The sequence below is a fragment of the Opitutus sp. sgz309028 genome (genome assembly GCF_059821195.1).
Map to the genome: position 1 here is coordinate 266,048 of NZ_JCAMRR010000002.1, position 15,625 is coordinate 281,672.

Consider the following 15,625-nt stretch of genomic DNA (forward strand, 5'->3'; position numbering starts at 1 on the left):
CTGACTTGCAGTATTCATAAATTGGCGACTGCGTGGCATCTGGCGCGCATACATTTTGCAGGGGCGGCAGGGCGGCGTCGGCGACAACGATAAAAAATTTCAGAAACGCGTCGCGCCGTCGTTACAAGGCTCGACGGCCGCAACGGCGGCGCCGCATCTTCGCGAGTTCAGCCCATCCACATGTCTTTTATCCAACGCTTCACGCGCCGGACCGCTACCGCGTTCCGCTTCGTTTCAATCCAGGCACGCGACTTCGGTTGCACATCTTTTTCGTGGCTGGCGTGTGGGGAAGGACCGCGACGTTTCCGATCAAGTTCCCCCGCGGTTCGGCCGCAGGATTGTTGGATCGGCTGGAGCGGTCCGCGCTTCCGGCTGTGGGCGTTAGCGACGCTGCTGATCGCGATGTGCGGTGGGGTGGCGCTCCGCGCCTTCGCGCCCACTTCGGTCACTTGGAATCCTCCGGGGGATCCCTACGGAGCGGGCTCGCCCTCCAATCAGGGCGTGCTGATTCCGTCTCCGTATTCGCAGGATGGATTCAGCCTGACCTACAACGGTTACGCGGAGGAGGACAGTCACACGCTGGTGTTTGGCACGCACTGGAGCGGACAGGTTGGCATCAATTATGTGCGCGGATCCCAAGGGCCCGACAACACGGTCATCTCGTTCGCGCGGGGCGGCACAGCCTTCTGGCTGAATGAGTTCAACATCGATCTCGATGCCACCAGCGCGAAAATCGTGCGTTTCCAGGGTTTCAAAGGGGGCGAAGCGGTGACCGACTTGTTGACGTTTGGCCTCAAGGGAGGATCCAACAACGTCGTCTTCGCCGATCCGGCCTTTGCGGATATCGACGAGTTCCGTGTGAGCGCCGACACCGCCATCCGCGGCTATCTGCGCCAGACTAAGTATCACCCGTCCACCGTGACCGGCAGTTATGGAAATCTCCTCTCGGCTGGAGATATCGCGATCATCGCCGCGAGCACCATCAGTTATGATTTCAGTTTTGTCGCTCTCGCTGATTTGCCGGGCGATCACTATATCTTTTTCACCACTGCAGGCTGGAACAGCAGCACGGGGGCCTGGGTTGGGGGAACGCCGGCCCTTGCGAGTGCGGATTGGCAGGCCCAAGGCGTGTTCTGGAAGACTCCGACGAACGGAGTACCCCAAGGCACGATTCTCAACTACCTCGGGGTGCCTGGAGAGCGCAGCACGGAGGCAGTCTACTTTCTGACTAACGATGGCTCCTATTTCATCGAGGATCAGATTCTGGTTTTCGAAAAAGCGGATGCGTCGGCAGCCACCCCGAATTTCATCTACGCGGCCAACTTTTTCGACAGCGGGGAAAACGCCCTCGGTTTCCAGACATCGTTCGAGTCGGATGCGGGCTACATCACCGGTGCGCCAACGGGCCTCACGGCCGCAGCTTCGGGGCAAACCGGCAGCGCTTTCGGCCTCGCGCCGACATCTGGCTACGACGTTGCGCTGAAGACGGGAGTGCTGGTGGACGGCATGACGCGCGAGGAGGTGCTTCAGGCCATCCACACGCCGTCGAACTGGGAGGTGTATTCGGATGTGGAATACATCGGTTTCGATCTTGCCAATCGTTATCCGGCCGCGATCTCGATCGACGATCCGGTGCTGCCCGCGCCGGCCGTCACCTCCGCCACCTACGATGCGAGCACCGGCATGCTGGTTGTCACCGGCACGAATTTCACGGCGACCGGTGGTGTCACGAATGATGTCGTCGCCAACAAATTCACCCTCACCGGTGAGGGCGGCACGACCTATACGCTCACTGACACTGCCAATGTCGAAATCACCAGCGCCACTTCGTTCACCCTCACGCTGAGCGCCACCGATCGCGCCGGGGTAAACACGCGCCTCAACAAGAACGGCACCTCTTCCACCGGAGGCACCACCTACAACCTCGCCGCCGCGGCCGGTTTTATGGCGGCTTCGGCAAGCGCGGCGGATCTCACCGGCAATGGTGTCACGGTCAGCAACGTCAACACTCCTCCGGTTGCCGGACTTGGTCGCGCGCTCGGTTTCGAGCGCAACCGCAGCGAAGGCGTGCAGGTGGCGGACAACAATGCCCTCGATTTCGGCACGGGCAGTTTCACCGTCGAGGCCTGGATCAAGCGGGCCAGCGTCGGCACGGGCTTCTTCACGGTCGCAGGCAAGCAGGACAGTGCGGGGTGGTATTTCCGGTTGAACGATCACACTCTCAATTTCACCACCGCGTTCAGTGCCAGTTCCGGCAACAGCGTTTCCGCCGCAAGCGTCCTCACCGATACCGATTGGCATCACGTGGTGGGCGTGCATGACGCGTCGGCGAAGACCGTGGCGATTTTCATCGACGGCGTGCTGAGCAACAGCAGCGCCTACGTCACCGCCGCGGATGTCGACAACGCCGCGGCCCTCGGCTTCGGGATGAAGCCGGGCTATCCGACGGAGCATTTCGACGGCTCCATCGACGATGTCCGTCTCTGGAACGTCGCCCGCACGGCGTCGCAGATCCGCGAATACATGCGCACCCCGCTGGCGGGCACCGAGGCCGGCCTCGTCGGTTACTGGAACTTCGAGGAAGGCTCCGGCGCGTCGACCGCGAATCGCACCGCCACCAGCGGTTTGAACGGCACCCTGCAGAACCCGGACGGCGACGAGTGGCTCACCGGCAACATCGGCTACCGTGCCACGGCGGCCGAAGACACCGCCGTGTTGCTCCGGCTCGGCGGCAGCGATGCGGATTCTCCTTCGGCGGCGACCGCGGTGATCACCGCGCTTCCGAGCCACGGCGATCTCTATCAAACCAACGACGGCTCCACGGTCGGCGCTCAGATCGCCGCCACCGGCACGGCGCTGACCGACACGGGCGGCAATCCCCGCCGCGTCCTCTACGTCCCCGACCCGAACTTCAACGGTGCGGACAGCTTCACCTACAAGGTCAACGACGGCACCGCCGATTCGGCCAACACGGTCACCGTCAACCTGACCGTCGCGCCGGCGAACGACGCGCCCACGCTGACCACCGTCAATGCGCTTTCCGGTGCCACCGAAGACACGGCGTTCACGATCACCTACGCCGCGCTCGCCGAAGCCGCCAATGAAGCGGATGTTGACGGCGATACGCTTTCGTTCCGGATCGAATCCGTTGCCAGCGGCACCTTGACGAAAAACAGCGTCGCCGTGACCGGAGGTGTGACGTTGCTCTCGACGGGCGAGGAACTCGTGTGGACTCCGGCGGCGAATGCCAACGGCGCCCTTGCGGCGTTTACCGTCAGGGCGTGGGACGGCGCCGCTGCGTCCGCGTCCGCGGTGTCGGTTCAGGTCAATGTCACGGCCGTGAACGATCATCCCTCGGTATCGGGTCTGCCGGCCAGCCTCTCGTTCATCGAGGACACGAGCGGCAACCCCGATCTCTCCGGCAGCAGTTTCAGCGATCCCGACAGCAGCAGTATCACCGTTGCCCTCACGGCCAGCGGCGGCACGTTCGGCGTGGCGGCCCCGGGCGACATTGCGGTGACGCTCGGCGGCAATGGCACTGGCACGATCACCATCGCCGGCGCTCCGGCCGCGGTAAACACCTACCTCGCGACCCCGACCAACATCACCTACACGCCTGCGGCCAATGCGAGCGGTACCCCGGGCGCCACGCTCACCGTCACTGCGAACGACGGCGACGGCTCGGGCAACGTCTCGCTCGGCTCGATCGCGATCAACATCACGCCGGTCAACGATGCGCCGATCGTGACCGCGCCGGCGTCGATCAGCGTGACCGAGGACATCTCCGTCGCGCTCACCGGCATCAGCTTCAGCGATGCCGATGCCGGCGCCGCGGGCGTCGTCGCGACGTTCTCCGTCCCGTCCGGCACGATCAGTGCAATCTCTGGTGGGGGCGTCACGGTGGGTGGCACGGACTCCGCGCGCACGCTCAGCGGCACGATCGCCAACCTCAACGCCTTCATCGCCGCCTCCGGTGTCGTCTTCACGCCCGCGTCCAACGACACCGCGTCCGTCACGCTCACGATCACCATCGACGATGGCGGCAACACCGGCATAGGAGGCACTCAAACGGCGGCCGCGACGGTGGCGCTCGACGTTGCGGCGGTCGCCGATCTGCCCTCCGTCACGAACGGCACCACGGACGAAGGCACGCTTTCCGCGGCCTTGCCCATCACGCCCAACGCGGCCGATGGCGCGGCGGTGACGCACTTCAAGATCAGCGGGATCACCGGCGGAAAGTTGTACAAACAAAATGGTACCACGCAGATCATTGAAGGGGATTTCATCACCACCGCCGAAGGTGCGGCCGGCGTGCGATTCCTCCCGTTCCCGGCGGATGCGAACAGTGTCTCGGACGGACCCTTCAGCTTTGACGTTCAGGCCGTGCTGGACGCCGCGGGCACCGGCATGAGCCCGGCGGCCACGGCCACCATCACCGTCGAAGCCGTGAACGATGCGCCGGTCGTGACCACGAGCGGAGGCACCGCCGCCTACACCGAAGGCAACAACACCACGGCGAGCATCGCCGTCGATGCCACGCTCGCAGTCTCGGATATCGACAACCTGACGCTCGCGAGCGCGACCGTTACCATCAGCGGCAACTTCGTGTCCGGCGAGGACCGACTCGCGTTCGCCAACGACGGCTCGACGATGGGCAACGTCACCGGCAGCTACGACAGCAGCACGGGTGTGCTCACCCTGACCTCGGCCGGTGCGACCGCCACGCTCGCGCAATGGCAGTCCGCGTTGCGGTCGGTGATGTATTCGAATAGTTCCGACACGCCGGACACCTCGAGTCGCACGATCGCGTTCAGGGTGAACGACGGCGCACTCGACAGTGCCGACGCCACCAAAAACGTCGCCATGACGGCGGTCGACGACACGCCCGTCCTGGTCACCAGCAGCGGCACGACCGCCTTCGTTGAAGGAAACAGCGCCGCCTCGACGCCGGTCGCGATCGACTCCGACCTCACGGTCTCCGACGTCGATACGGCCGACCTCGCTGGCGCGACGGTCACGGTTGGCGATGGCTTCCAGTCCCTCGAGGACGTGCTCGGCTTCACGGCGCAAAACGGCATCACCGGAACCTACGACAGCGCCACGGGCGTGCTGACCTTGACCGGCGCCGCCTCGGTCGCGGATTACCAGACCGCGCTGCGCTCCGTGACCTACACGAATTTGTCGGACACGCCGGACACGGCGAACCGGACCATCGTGTTCACCGTCAGCGACGGCAATTCCAGCAGCGCCGCCGGCACGCAAATCGTATCTGTGGCCGCCACCAACGACACGCCCACGGATATCGCGTTGTCCGCGACGACGGTAAATCAAAGTGCCGGAGCGAACGGCGCCGTCGGCACGCTCTCGGCGACGGATGCCGACGACAACGCCTTCACCTTCACGCTCGTCGCCGGGGCCGGTTCCACGGACAACGCCTCATTCAACATTTCCGGCACGACCCTGCGCGCCGACAATGCCGGCGCGCTCGCCGCCGGCACCTATTCCGTCCGCGTGCAAGCCGATGACGGCCGCACGGCGGGCACGTATGCGGAGGCATTTACGATTACCGTGGTCGACGATGTTGCGCCCGCGGCCCCCTCCGTCCCGGACCTCGCTGCAGCCAGCGATAGTGGAACTTCGAATACAGACAATGTGACCAACGACACGACGCCGACGTTCTCCGGCACGGCCGAGGCGGGCAGCACGGTCGAGGTGTTCCGTGCCGGCAACGTTTCGCTGGGCACGACCGCGGCCGACGGAGCGGGCGGGTGGACCTTCACGCCGGGCATCGCCCTTTCCGAAGGGACGCACACGATCACGGCCAGCGCGACCGATGCCGCTGCGAATACGAGTGCGGCTTCGGCCGGGCTCGCGGTGACAATCGATCTCACCGGCCCCACGGTCGCATCCGTCGCGGTGCCGGCCAATGGCACCTACATCTCCGGTCAGAACCTCGATTTCACCGTCAACTGGAACGAAAGCGTGACGGTCGATACCGGCGACGGCACCCCGACGCTCGCCATCACCGTCGGCTTGAGCACACGCAGTGCGACGTATCTTGCCGGATCCGGCACCTCCGCCCTGGTGTTCCGCTACACGATCCAGAGCGGCGATCTGGACACCGACGGCGTCGCGGTCGGGACGCTCTCGCTCGAAGGCGGCACCGTGAAGGACAGCGCGGGAAATGATGCCACGTTGACCCTCAGCAACATTGGCTCCGCCACGGCCGTGACGGTCGACGCCGAAGCTCCGACCGTCACCGGTCGCACGGTGCCGGCCGCCGGCACTTACAAGATCGGCCAGAACCTGGATTTCACGGTCACTTATTCGGAAAATGTCACGGTCAACACCGGCGGTGGGATGCCGTACCTCGCCATTACGCTCGACACCGGCGGCAGCGTGCAGGCCGCCTACAGTGGTGGCTCCGGCACCGCGACGCTGACGTTCCGCTACACGGTGGTCAGCGGTAATCTCGACGCCGACGGCATCGACGTCGCCGACGCGATCACGCTCAACGGCGGCACGATCAAAGACGCCGCCGGCAACGCCGCGGCGACCACCGACCTCGGCTTCAGTTCGACGGCGGAAGTTTTGGTCGATGGTGTCGCACCCACCGTATCCTCGAGCGATCGTCATGCGCCTTCGACGGCTTCGACGAAGGCCACGAGCGTGGTCTTCCGCGTGACCTTCGACGAAGCGGTGACGGGCGTCGACGGTACTGACTTCACGCTCAGTGACACCGGCACGGCGGAAGGAACGATTTCGGCCGTCAGTTCCGTCAGCAGCACCGTTTACGACGTCACGGTGACCGACGTGACCGGCGATGGCAGCCTGCGGCTCGATCTGAAGAATGCCGGCACGGGCATCACCGATTCGGCCGGCAACGCGATCGCGTCCGGCTACACCGAGGGACAGACCTACACGATCGACAACACCGCACCGACGATCAGCTCCATCGTGCGGCAGAGTCCGACGACGGTGAACTCGGATGCGACGACGATCACGTATCGCGTGACGTTCGACGGCGGCGTGACGGGCCTCGACCTCGCCGACTTCACTCTCACCGCGCCGACCGGCAACCGGCCGGCGAGCACGGCGACCGGCACGATCGCGTCAGTCGATCCAGTCAGCGTAGGAGTTTACGACGTCGTGGTGAATGCGGTGAGCGGCCAGGGCAAGGCGCGGCTCGACCTGAAGAGCACGGGCACCGGCATCGCCGACCTCGCGGGCAATGCGATCGACGACGGCGGCTACGCGACGGGCGAGTTCTATTTCGTGGGCGCCACGAGCGTCTTCGATACGCTGAACCTGACTCACGACGGCAATTACGTGGCCAACGCCGCCGCGAACAAGCTGGCGCAGCGCTTTACCACCGCTGCGGGGCAGCCGCTGACGCTGACGTCGGTGGTGGCCAAATTGAACGAGATCACGGGGGCACCGAATCCCGTGGTGAAGGTTTACAAAAGCGACCCGCACGATGCGGCCGTTATCGGGAGCGCCCCCGAAGATGAGGTCGGCACGCTGACCAATCCTTCGAGAGTGACGGCACCCGCCCTGAATGTATGGACCGGCAGCGTGACGCTCCAACCCAGCACGACCTACTGGATCGTGTTCGCGGAAACGGACACGGAGTACGACATTGATATAGCGGAGGGTAACACGGGCGGCACGGGCAGCTGGCTGACCGACGCCGATTATAGTTTCCGCTACGGGGTCGAATCGGGCTCTCTGGTGGACGAGGCAGTGCTAAAAATCGCCCTTGGCGCGACGAGCGTGCCGGCGATCACCAGCGCGTTAACGGCGAGCGGTACCTACAAGACAGCGTTCAGCTACACGGTGACGGCGACGAACACGCCGACGAGTTACGCGGCGACGGGCTTGCCGACCGGATTGAGCCTCGATGCTGGCACCGGCGTAATCACCGGCGCGCCGACGCAGACGGGCACGTTCAACGTGGATCTCACGGCGACGAACGGCAGCGGCACCGGACCGGCGTCGACGCTGGTGTTGACGATCGGCAAAGCGGCGCTGACGGCGAAGGCCGACGCGAAGAGCCGCCGCTATGGTAGCAGCAATCCGCCGCTGACGGTGAGCTACACGGGGCTGCTCGGCGGCGACACCGCGGCGTCGTTGACGACCGCACCGACCGCCTCGACGACGGCGACGGCGAGTTCGCCTGTGGGCACCTACGCGATCACGGTGTCCGGCGGCGTGTCGGATCACTACACGTTCACCTACGAGGCCGGCGTGCTGACGGTCAACCCGGCCCTGCAGACGATCAGCTTCACCGGTCCCGGCGAGTTGATTATCGGTGCAACGGCCACGCTCTCGGCGACGGCGAGTTCCGGTCTGCCGGTGTCGTTCTCGGTGATCAGCGGGCCCGCGACACTTTCCGGCAACACGCTGACGGCGACCGGGGTGGGCACCGTCACGGTGCGCGCTTCGCAAGCGGGCGATGCCGAATACGACGCCGCGGCCAACGTCGATCGCCGCTTCAACGTGACCGTCGGTCTCCCGACGGTCACGACACCCACGCAGGTGCCGACGCCGCCCGTGGGCGGCACGGCGGAGCTGATCGTGCACAACAGCAATCCCAATGTTGACTACACCTGGCAGCGCAACGGCGCCAATCTGCCGAACGGCAGCGGGCCCTCGCTGACGCTCGGTAACATGCAGCCGCCGGTGGCGGGTCTATATACCTACACGGCGACGGTCCCTGGTGGCGGCAGCGGCACGAGCGCACCGGTGATCGTCGGCCTGACGACGGACGAGAAAGTCGTCGGCACCGGAGATGTGGTGGGCGCGGACATCGTCCATCCGAATGGCAACGTCTACGATCAGGTGTTGCTTGAAGGAAACGGCGCATCGGTGACCGCCGACCCGAACAAGATCACGCGTCTGTCGTTCGTCGACCTGTCGAACGACATCGTGCAGGTGGAGTTCAGCGGCGCGGGCACGTTGTCGGTCGTCATGGACGATGCGTCGCAGCCGTCTCCAGCATCCAACTACAACCAGCCTGGTGTCGATTACGTGAAAGGCCACGTGGGGCTGGTGATCACGGGTGCGAACGAGACGTCGCACCTGACCATCTTCACGGTGGGCAGGATCACGGCGGTGAACCAGACGCTGTTCAAAGACGGCGTGGATTACGACGGCGTGGCGAACATCGCGTTCGTGGCGATCCAGAGCACGAACGGGAAGTTTGGTTCGATCCGTACAGGCAACGCGCACTACTTCGCGAACCAAGGCTTCACGGGCGTGTATGCGCCGGGCGTGACGTTCACGGGGCCGGTGAACATTGGTGACGTGACGGCGTTCGACTCGGCGACGCCGGTGCTGGTGTTCGGCGCGGTGCCGCTGGTGCAAATCACCGGTGGCAACCTCGCGCAGGACAACGGCGCGTCGGTGACGGTGAGCGGCATCGCGGCGCTGAAGTTCGTGCCCGGGACAACGTCGCAAGGCGACACGCTTCCCGCGCAGGCCAATGCGGGCGTGCTGGTGGAGAACGGTGTCGATATTACCGACCAGATCGTGGTGACGCCGTAGTTGCGTTGCCGAATCCGGTTTGGTTTCGATTCAAGCCCGCGGCTCCGGCCGCGGGTTTTTTTGTGGGCCGACCGCCCCCTGCACGTCGACCTAGATGAGAGAGTGACGCAGGTTACCAGGGGATCAGGGCGGGGGAAATTGTGCAGCCCGAACCTCGCCGGGATCCGCGTGTGTGCTTCTCGGTCGTTCGCGGGCTCATACCGAGTTTCCGCGGGAGCCGCCCGCCGATGCCCCTTCGGGATAGGATTTGCGTGCCCCAGGCGGGCTGATTGTGTCGGACCCGTTTTATCTCCGCCATGAACCTGTTTCGAATTCGGTTCCTTATCGCAGGGTTGCTGACCTCGGCGACGCTGATCGCCGCTGCCCCGCCGCCGGTCGCCGCGTTCGAAGCTGCGGCTGCACGCCACCGTGTGGCGCTGGTGCTGCCGACGTATCCGAAAAGCGCGGACGAGGTGCGGTCGCTGACCGCCCACGCGTTGGAACGAGCGGACGAGTCGCTCGCCGCGCTGGCGCGGCAGGACCGGAAAACACTGACGTTTGCCAGCACCTTCGCCGCCTACGATGCGATCACCGGCGACGTCAGCAGTTTCGCCGGCCAGATCGAGACTGTCGCCGAGACGAGCCCCGGGCAGGCCATGCGCGATGCGGCCCGCGAGATGTCGGTCAAAATCGAGGAGTGGGGGATCGCGCTCGATTACCGCGAGGATGTCTACCGCGTGCTGCAGGCGTTCGCCGATCGGAAGGTCGCACTCGATCGGGAACAGCAGCGGCTGGTCGATTTCACGCTCCGCGATTACCGGCGGGCCGGTCTCACGCTGCCTCCTCAGGAGCGCACGACGGTGGAGCGGCTGCGGAAGGAACTGTCGGCGCTCGAGCAGGAGTTTTCCGTCAACATCAACCAGGCGCGCGCACCGCTGGATTTCACCGCCGAGGAGCTCGCCGGCGTGCCGGACACGCTGCTGAAAAGTCCCGGCGTCCTCCAGCCAGATGGACGCTACCGCGTCATGGCGAACATCACCTGGCACGTGATGACGGTGATGGATAACGCGAAGAACACCGCCACGCGTGAGCGGCTCTATCGCGCGCGCAACACGCTCGCGCGGGACGCCAACCTCCCGGTTCTCACCAAGCTGGTCGCTCTGCGCGCGGAAATCGCACACCGCCTCGGCTACGCGACGTGGGCGGATTACCGCACCGAGACGCGCATGGCGAAAACCGGCGCGACCGCGCGCCAGTTCGAAGAGGAGCTCGTCGCGGGGCTGCAACCGAAATTCGCGGAGGAGCTGGCGGTGCTGCGGCAGTTGAAAAGCGCGGAGACCGGCGTGGCCGACGTGCCGCTCGAGCCGTGGGACGCGAGCTACTACATGAACCAGCTGAAGAAGCAGCGCTACGACGTCGATGCCGAGCAGCTGCGCGTCTATTTCCCGTATCAAGCGACGCTCGACGGCATGTTCGCCATTTACCAGCGGATCTTCGGGTTGAAGTTCACCGAGGTGCAGCCGCCCTACGTGTGGGCGGGGGGCGTGCGCCTGTTTGTCGTGGCGGATGCCGCGACCGGCGTGCCGATGGGTAGTTTTTATTTGGATATGTTTCCACGCGAAGGGAAATACAACCACTTCGCGTGCTTCCCGCAGTCGTCCGGGCGGGTGCTGCCGGACGGTCGCTACGAGCTGCCCGTCGCGGCGCTCGTGTGTAACTTTCCGCCGGCGTCGGCGGACAAACCTTCGCTGCTGGCACACGCCGACGTCGAGACGCTGTTCCACGAATTCGGCCATGTGATGCACATGCTGCTCGGGCGGGCGCGCTTCCAGGCGCAAACCTCGGGCGGCGTGCCGCGCGACTTTGTCGAGGCGCCGTCGCAGATGCTGGAGAACTGGGTGTGGGACAAGACCGTGCTCGATACGTTTGCGGCGGATTACCGCGACCCGAAGAAAAAGATCCCCGCCGAGACGATCGCGGCGCTCACCCGCGCGCGCGAGGCGACGGATGGCTATCTCAACCGCCGCCAGCTTTCGCTGGGCCTCGTCGATCTGACGCTGCACCTGCTGTCGTTCACCGAGGTCAAGAACGTCGAGATCGTGCAGCTCACAAACGACGTTTTTGCGCGGGTGACGATCCCGCCGGCGCCGGACACGGCGTTCGTCGCCTATTTCGGACACCTCGCCGGTTACGATGCCGGCTACTACGGCTATTTGTGGTCGAAGGTCATGGCGATCGACATGGCGAGCGAGTTCAGAAAAGCGCCCGACGGATTTCTCGATGTCGCGGTCGGCCGGCGGTTGCGCGACGAAGTTTACGCGGCGGGCGACACCCGCGACGTGGCGGAATCGGTGGAGAAATTCCTCGGTCGGCCGCGGTCGATGAAACCGTTTCTTGAATACGTCGGGATCCGCCCGTGAGCGGAGTTACCTTGTAGGAGACCTCCTGAGCCCGCCGTTGCCCGCCCACGTGTGACTCGAGCCGGCGGGGGCGGCGACCTGCCCTGCATCTGTGAGCGTCAGCCGACGATCGTCTTGACGTTCACGAAGGAGCGCGTGCCCCATTCGCCCAGCTCGCGGCCGAGTCCGCTCTCCTTGACGCCGCCAAACGGCAGCGCCGGATCGGAGCGCACGAAGTCGTTGATCGCGACGAAGCCCGCTTCGATCTGCGCCGCGACCTCTCGCGCACGACGGCGTCGGCCGAAAACGGCGGCGCCGAGTCCGTAGCGGCTGCGATTGGCGGCCGAGATCGCCGCCGCTTCGTCGCGCACCGGGACGATCGCAGCGACGGGGCCGAAGAGTTCCTCGTCGAAGGCGGGCATGCCGGGTTTCACGTTCGTGAGCACCACGGGCGTGTGAAAATAGCCGGCGCCGGGTTGCGGGCCGCCCTCGAGCAGCACGCGTGCGCCGCGCCGGACGCTGAGCCGCGTTTGGCGGACGAGCTGATCGCGCAGATCGCCGCGGGCGAGGGGGCCGACGTCGGTCGTGGCCAGCGTGGGATCGCCGACGCGCGCCGCAGCCATGCGGTCGACGAAGCGTTGTTCGAACGCGCGGCGCACGCGGTCGACGACGATGAAGCGCTTGGCGGCGACACAGCTCTGGCCCGAGTTGACGAGCCGGGCCTGGGCGCAGCGCTCCGCGGCCAGGTCGAGATCGGCGTCCTCAAGAATCAAATACGCATCGCTGCCGCCGAGTTCGAAGACCGCCGGCTTCATCGCCGCGCCGGCGAGTTGGCCGACGCTTTTGCCGGCCCGCGTGGAGCCGGTGAGGGTCACGCCCGCGATCCGGGGATCGGCGATCAGCCAGGCGATGGCGGGCGGCTCGACGAGCGCAGTTTGAAACGCGCCCGGTTCGAAGCCGGCTGTGGTGAAGGCCCGCTCGAGCGCGAGCGTAATGCCGGCGGTGGTCGGGGCGGGCTTCAGGAGCATCGTGTTGCCGGCGAGCAGGGCCGGCACGGCGGCGCGGATCGCCTGCCACAGCGGAAAATTCCACGGCATGATCGCGAGCACGACCCCGAGCGGCGCGAAAACGACCTCGGCGTTGCGGGGGGCGCCGGGCGGATGGATTCGGGCCAGCGCGCGGACGCCGTAGCGGACGGCGTAGTCGCACGCCGCGGCGGATTTATCGACTTCGGCCAGCGCCTGCGCGATCGGTTTGCCCACCTCGGCGGTGATGAGCTGGGCGAGCGCGTCGCGCTCCGCGCGCAGGATTCGCGCGAGACCGCGCAGCGCCGGCGTGCGGTCTGCCGGTCGGGCGAGGCGGTTGGCCTGAAATACCGCGTGAGCGCGGGCGAGTCTGGTTTCGGTTTCGCGGGCCGGATGCGAGGGATGGCGGGCGAGACGACGGCCGGTCGCGGGGTTGAGGGAAACGAAGGCCATGAAACGCAGTCAGGCGCAAACGCCCGCGGGCGCAAGCGGCGCGACGAGCGAAGGCTTGACCCGCACGGCGAACGCGGCTTTTCCCGCATCGGGGTAACCCTTAGTTTGCAGCCTGCGTTAAATTTCGACCAGCGCGGAACTTGCCGGGCGGAAATCAAATCCTACTGTCCCCATTTTATCGCATGAAAAAAGCACTGATCACCGGCATCACGGGACAGGACGGATCGTATCTGGTCGAGCTCCTGCTCGAAAAAGGCTACGAGGTCCATGGTGTGATTCGTCGTTCCTCGACGTTCAACACCGACCGGATCGATCACCTCTACGCCGACCCGGCGATCTATGGCAAAAAGCTGTTCCTGCACTATGGCGACCTCGCCGATTCGGTGCAGATGGTGAAGCTGCTGTATGAGCTCCAGCCGGACGAAATCTACAACCTCGGGGCGCAATCGCACGTGAGGGTGTCGTTCGACATTCCGGAATACACGGGCGACGTCGACGGGCTCGGCGCGCTGCGCATCCTCGAGGCGATCCGCGAGGCGGGGCTGGTGAAGAAGGTGCGGTATTATCAGGCCTCGTCTTCGGAAATGTTCGGCAAGGTGCAGGAAGTGCCGCAGACGGAGACGACGCCGTTCTGGCCGCGTTCGCCGTATAGCTGCGCGAAGGTCTACGCGTATTGGCTGACGGTGAATTACCGCGAGAGCTACAATCTCCACGCGAGCAACGGCATCCTGTTCAATCACGAGTCGCCGCGCCGCGGCGAAACCTTCGTCACGCGCAAGATCACGCGCGCCGCCACCCGCATCAAACTCGGTCTCCAGGACGCGTTGATCCTCGGCAATCTCGACGCGCGCCGCGACTGGGGTTACGCGAAGGAATACGTCGAGATGATGTGGCTGATGCTCCAGCAGGACAAACCGGACGACTACGTCGTGGCGACGAACGAGACGCACACGGTCCGCGAATTCTGCGAGGAGACATTCAACCTGCTCGGCCTCGACTGGGAGAAATACGTGAAATACGACGCGCGTTACGAGCGGCCGGCGGAAGTCGACCTGTTGATCGGCAATCCGGAAAAGGCGCGCAAGCAGCTGGGCTGGGAGCCGAAGGTTCGTTTCAAGGAGCTCGTCAAGATCATGGTCGACGCCGACATGAAACTGGCGCAGCGCGAACTGCAGATCAGTCAGCTGCCGAAGCTGACCTGAGCCGTGCGACCTGCGCGAGAGAAACGCCGCCGCGGACTTCCGTTTGCGGCATTCCTGTATTTCATGGCCCCTGATTCATGAAACTCTACATCGCCGGACATCAAGGGATGGTCGGCTCCGCGTTGGTTCGCCGTTTTGCGCAGGAGCCGGGTTACACGATCCTGCAGCGCACGCGACGTGAGCTCGAGTTGACCAATCAGTCGGCCGTCGACGCGTTTTTCGCGACGGAGCGTCCCGACGCGGCGATCATCGCTGCGGCGAAGGTCGGTGGTATCCACGCCAACAACACGTATCCGGCGGAATTCATCTACGACAACCTCATGGTCGCCGCGAACGCGGTGCAATCGGCCTACAAGCATGGCGTGAAGCGGCTGCTGTTTCTCGGCAGTTCGTGCATCTATCCCAAGCACGCGCCGCAACCCATGCCCGAGGACTGCCTCCTCACGAGCCCGCTCGAGCCGACCAACGAGGCCTATGCGATCGCGAAGATTGCCGGTCTCAAGCTCTGCCAGTATTATCGCAAGCAGTTTGGCGTGCTCTTCCATTCGGCGATGCCGACGAATCTCTACGGACCGGCCGACAACTACCATCCGCAGAACTCCCACGTGCTGCCGGCGCTGATCCGGCGGTTTCACGAGGCGAAGGAAGCGGGCCGGCCCGACGTCGTCGTGTGGGGCACGGGTGCGCCGCGGCGCGAGTTCATGCACGTGGATGACTTGGCGGATGCTTGCGCGTTTCTCCTGCGGCTCGACAATCCGCCCGACTGGATCAACGTCGGCACCGGCACGGACGTCACCATCAAGGAACTCACCGAGACGGTCGCGGACGTGACCGGCTTCACCGGCCAGATCGTTTGGGACAGCTCGAAACCCGATGGCACACCTCGCAAACTCATGGATGTCTCCCGCCTCGCCCGCCTGGGCTGGCGGGCGCGCATCGGCTTGCGCGAAGGTGTGCAGCGGACCTATCAGGCTTTCCTCGCGGAGAAGGCAGCGGGCACGTTGCGCGCCTGAGCGGCGCG

5 protein-coding genes are annotated in these 15,625 nt (G+C 65.1%); 4 read left to right on the forward strand and 1 reads right to left on the reverse strand.

Annotated features, from left to right (window positions below):
• Window positions 1-501 precede the first annotated feature (501 nt).
• Complete coding sequence (locus tag AC6RV7_RS06915; protein ID WP_500093184.1) at window positions 502-9,546, forward strand: tandem-95 repeat protein; 9,045 nt, start codon at window positions 502-504, stop codon at window positions 9,544-9,546.
• A gap of 296 nt (window positions 9,547-9,842) precedes the next feature.
• Window positions 9,843-11,945, forward strand: a complete 2,103-nt coding sequence (locus tag AC6RV7_RS06920) for a M3 family metallopeptidase (RefSeq protein ID WP_500093185.1) — start codon at window positions 9,843-9,845, stop codon at window positions 11,943-11,945.
• 98 nt (window positions 11,946-12,043) lie between these two features.
• Here the strand turns inward: AC6RV7_RS06920 and AC6RV7_RS06925 are convergent, their stop codons facing one another.
• Window positions 12,044-13,402, reverse strand: coding sequence for an aldehyde dehydrogenase family protein (locus tag AC6RV7_RS06925; protein WP_500093186.1), 1,359 nt, complete (start codon window positions 13,400-13,402; stop codon window positions 12,044-12,046).
• 182 nt (window positions 13,403-13,584) lie between these two features.
• Here AC6RV7_RS06925 and gmd point away from each other — a divergent pair, with 182 nt between their 5' ends.
• Window positions 13,585-14,604 (forward strand): GDP-mannose 4,6-dehydratase, encoded by a 1,020-nt coding sequence (gene gmd, locus AC6RV7_RS06930; RefSeq protein ID WP_500093187.1) that lies wholly within the window; start codon window positions 13,585-13,587, stop codon window positions 14,602-14,604.
• A gap of 77 nt (window positions 14,605-14,681) precedes the next feature.
• The gene (gene fcl / locus AC6RV7_RS06935) at window positions 14,682-15,617 is read left to right on the forward strand and encodes a GDP-L-fucose synthase (RefSeq protein WP_500093188.1); all 936 of its coding nucleotides are present in this window, start codon (window positions 14,682-14,684) and stop codon (window positions 15,615-15,617) included.
• Window positions 15,618-15,625 lie beyond the last annotated feature (8 nt).

Bases quoted from the DNA above. Each gene is read 5' to 3' on its own strand.
- AC6RV7_RS06920 (WP_500093185.1), top strand. From the start codon at position 9,843: ATGAACCTGTTTCGAATTCGGTTCCTTATCGCAGGGTTGCTGACCTCG.
- AC6RV7_RS06925 (WP_500093186.1), bottom strand. From the start codon at position 13,402: ATGGCCTTCGTTTCCCTCAACCCCGCGACCGGCCGTCGTCTCGCCCGC.
- gmd (WP_500093187.1), top strand. From the start codon at position 13,585: ATGAAAAAAGCACTGATCACCGGCATCACGGGACAGGACGGATCGTAT.
- fcl (WP_500093188.1), top strand. From the start codon at position 14,682: ATGAAACTCTACATCGCCGGACATCAAGGGATGGTCGGCTCCGCGTTG.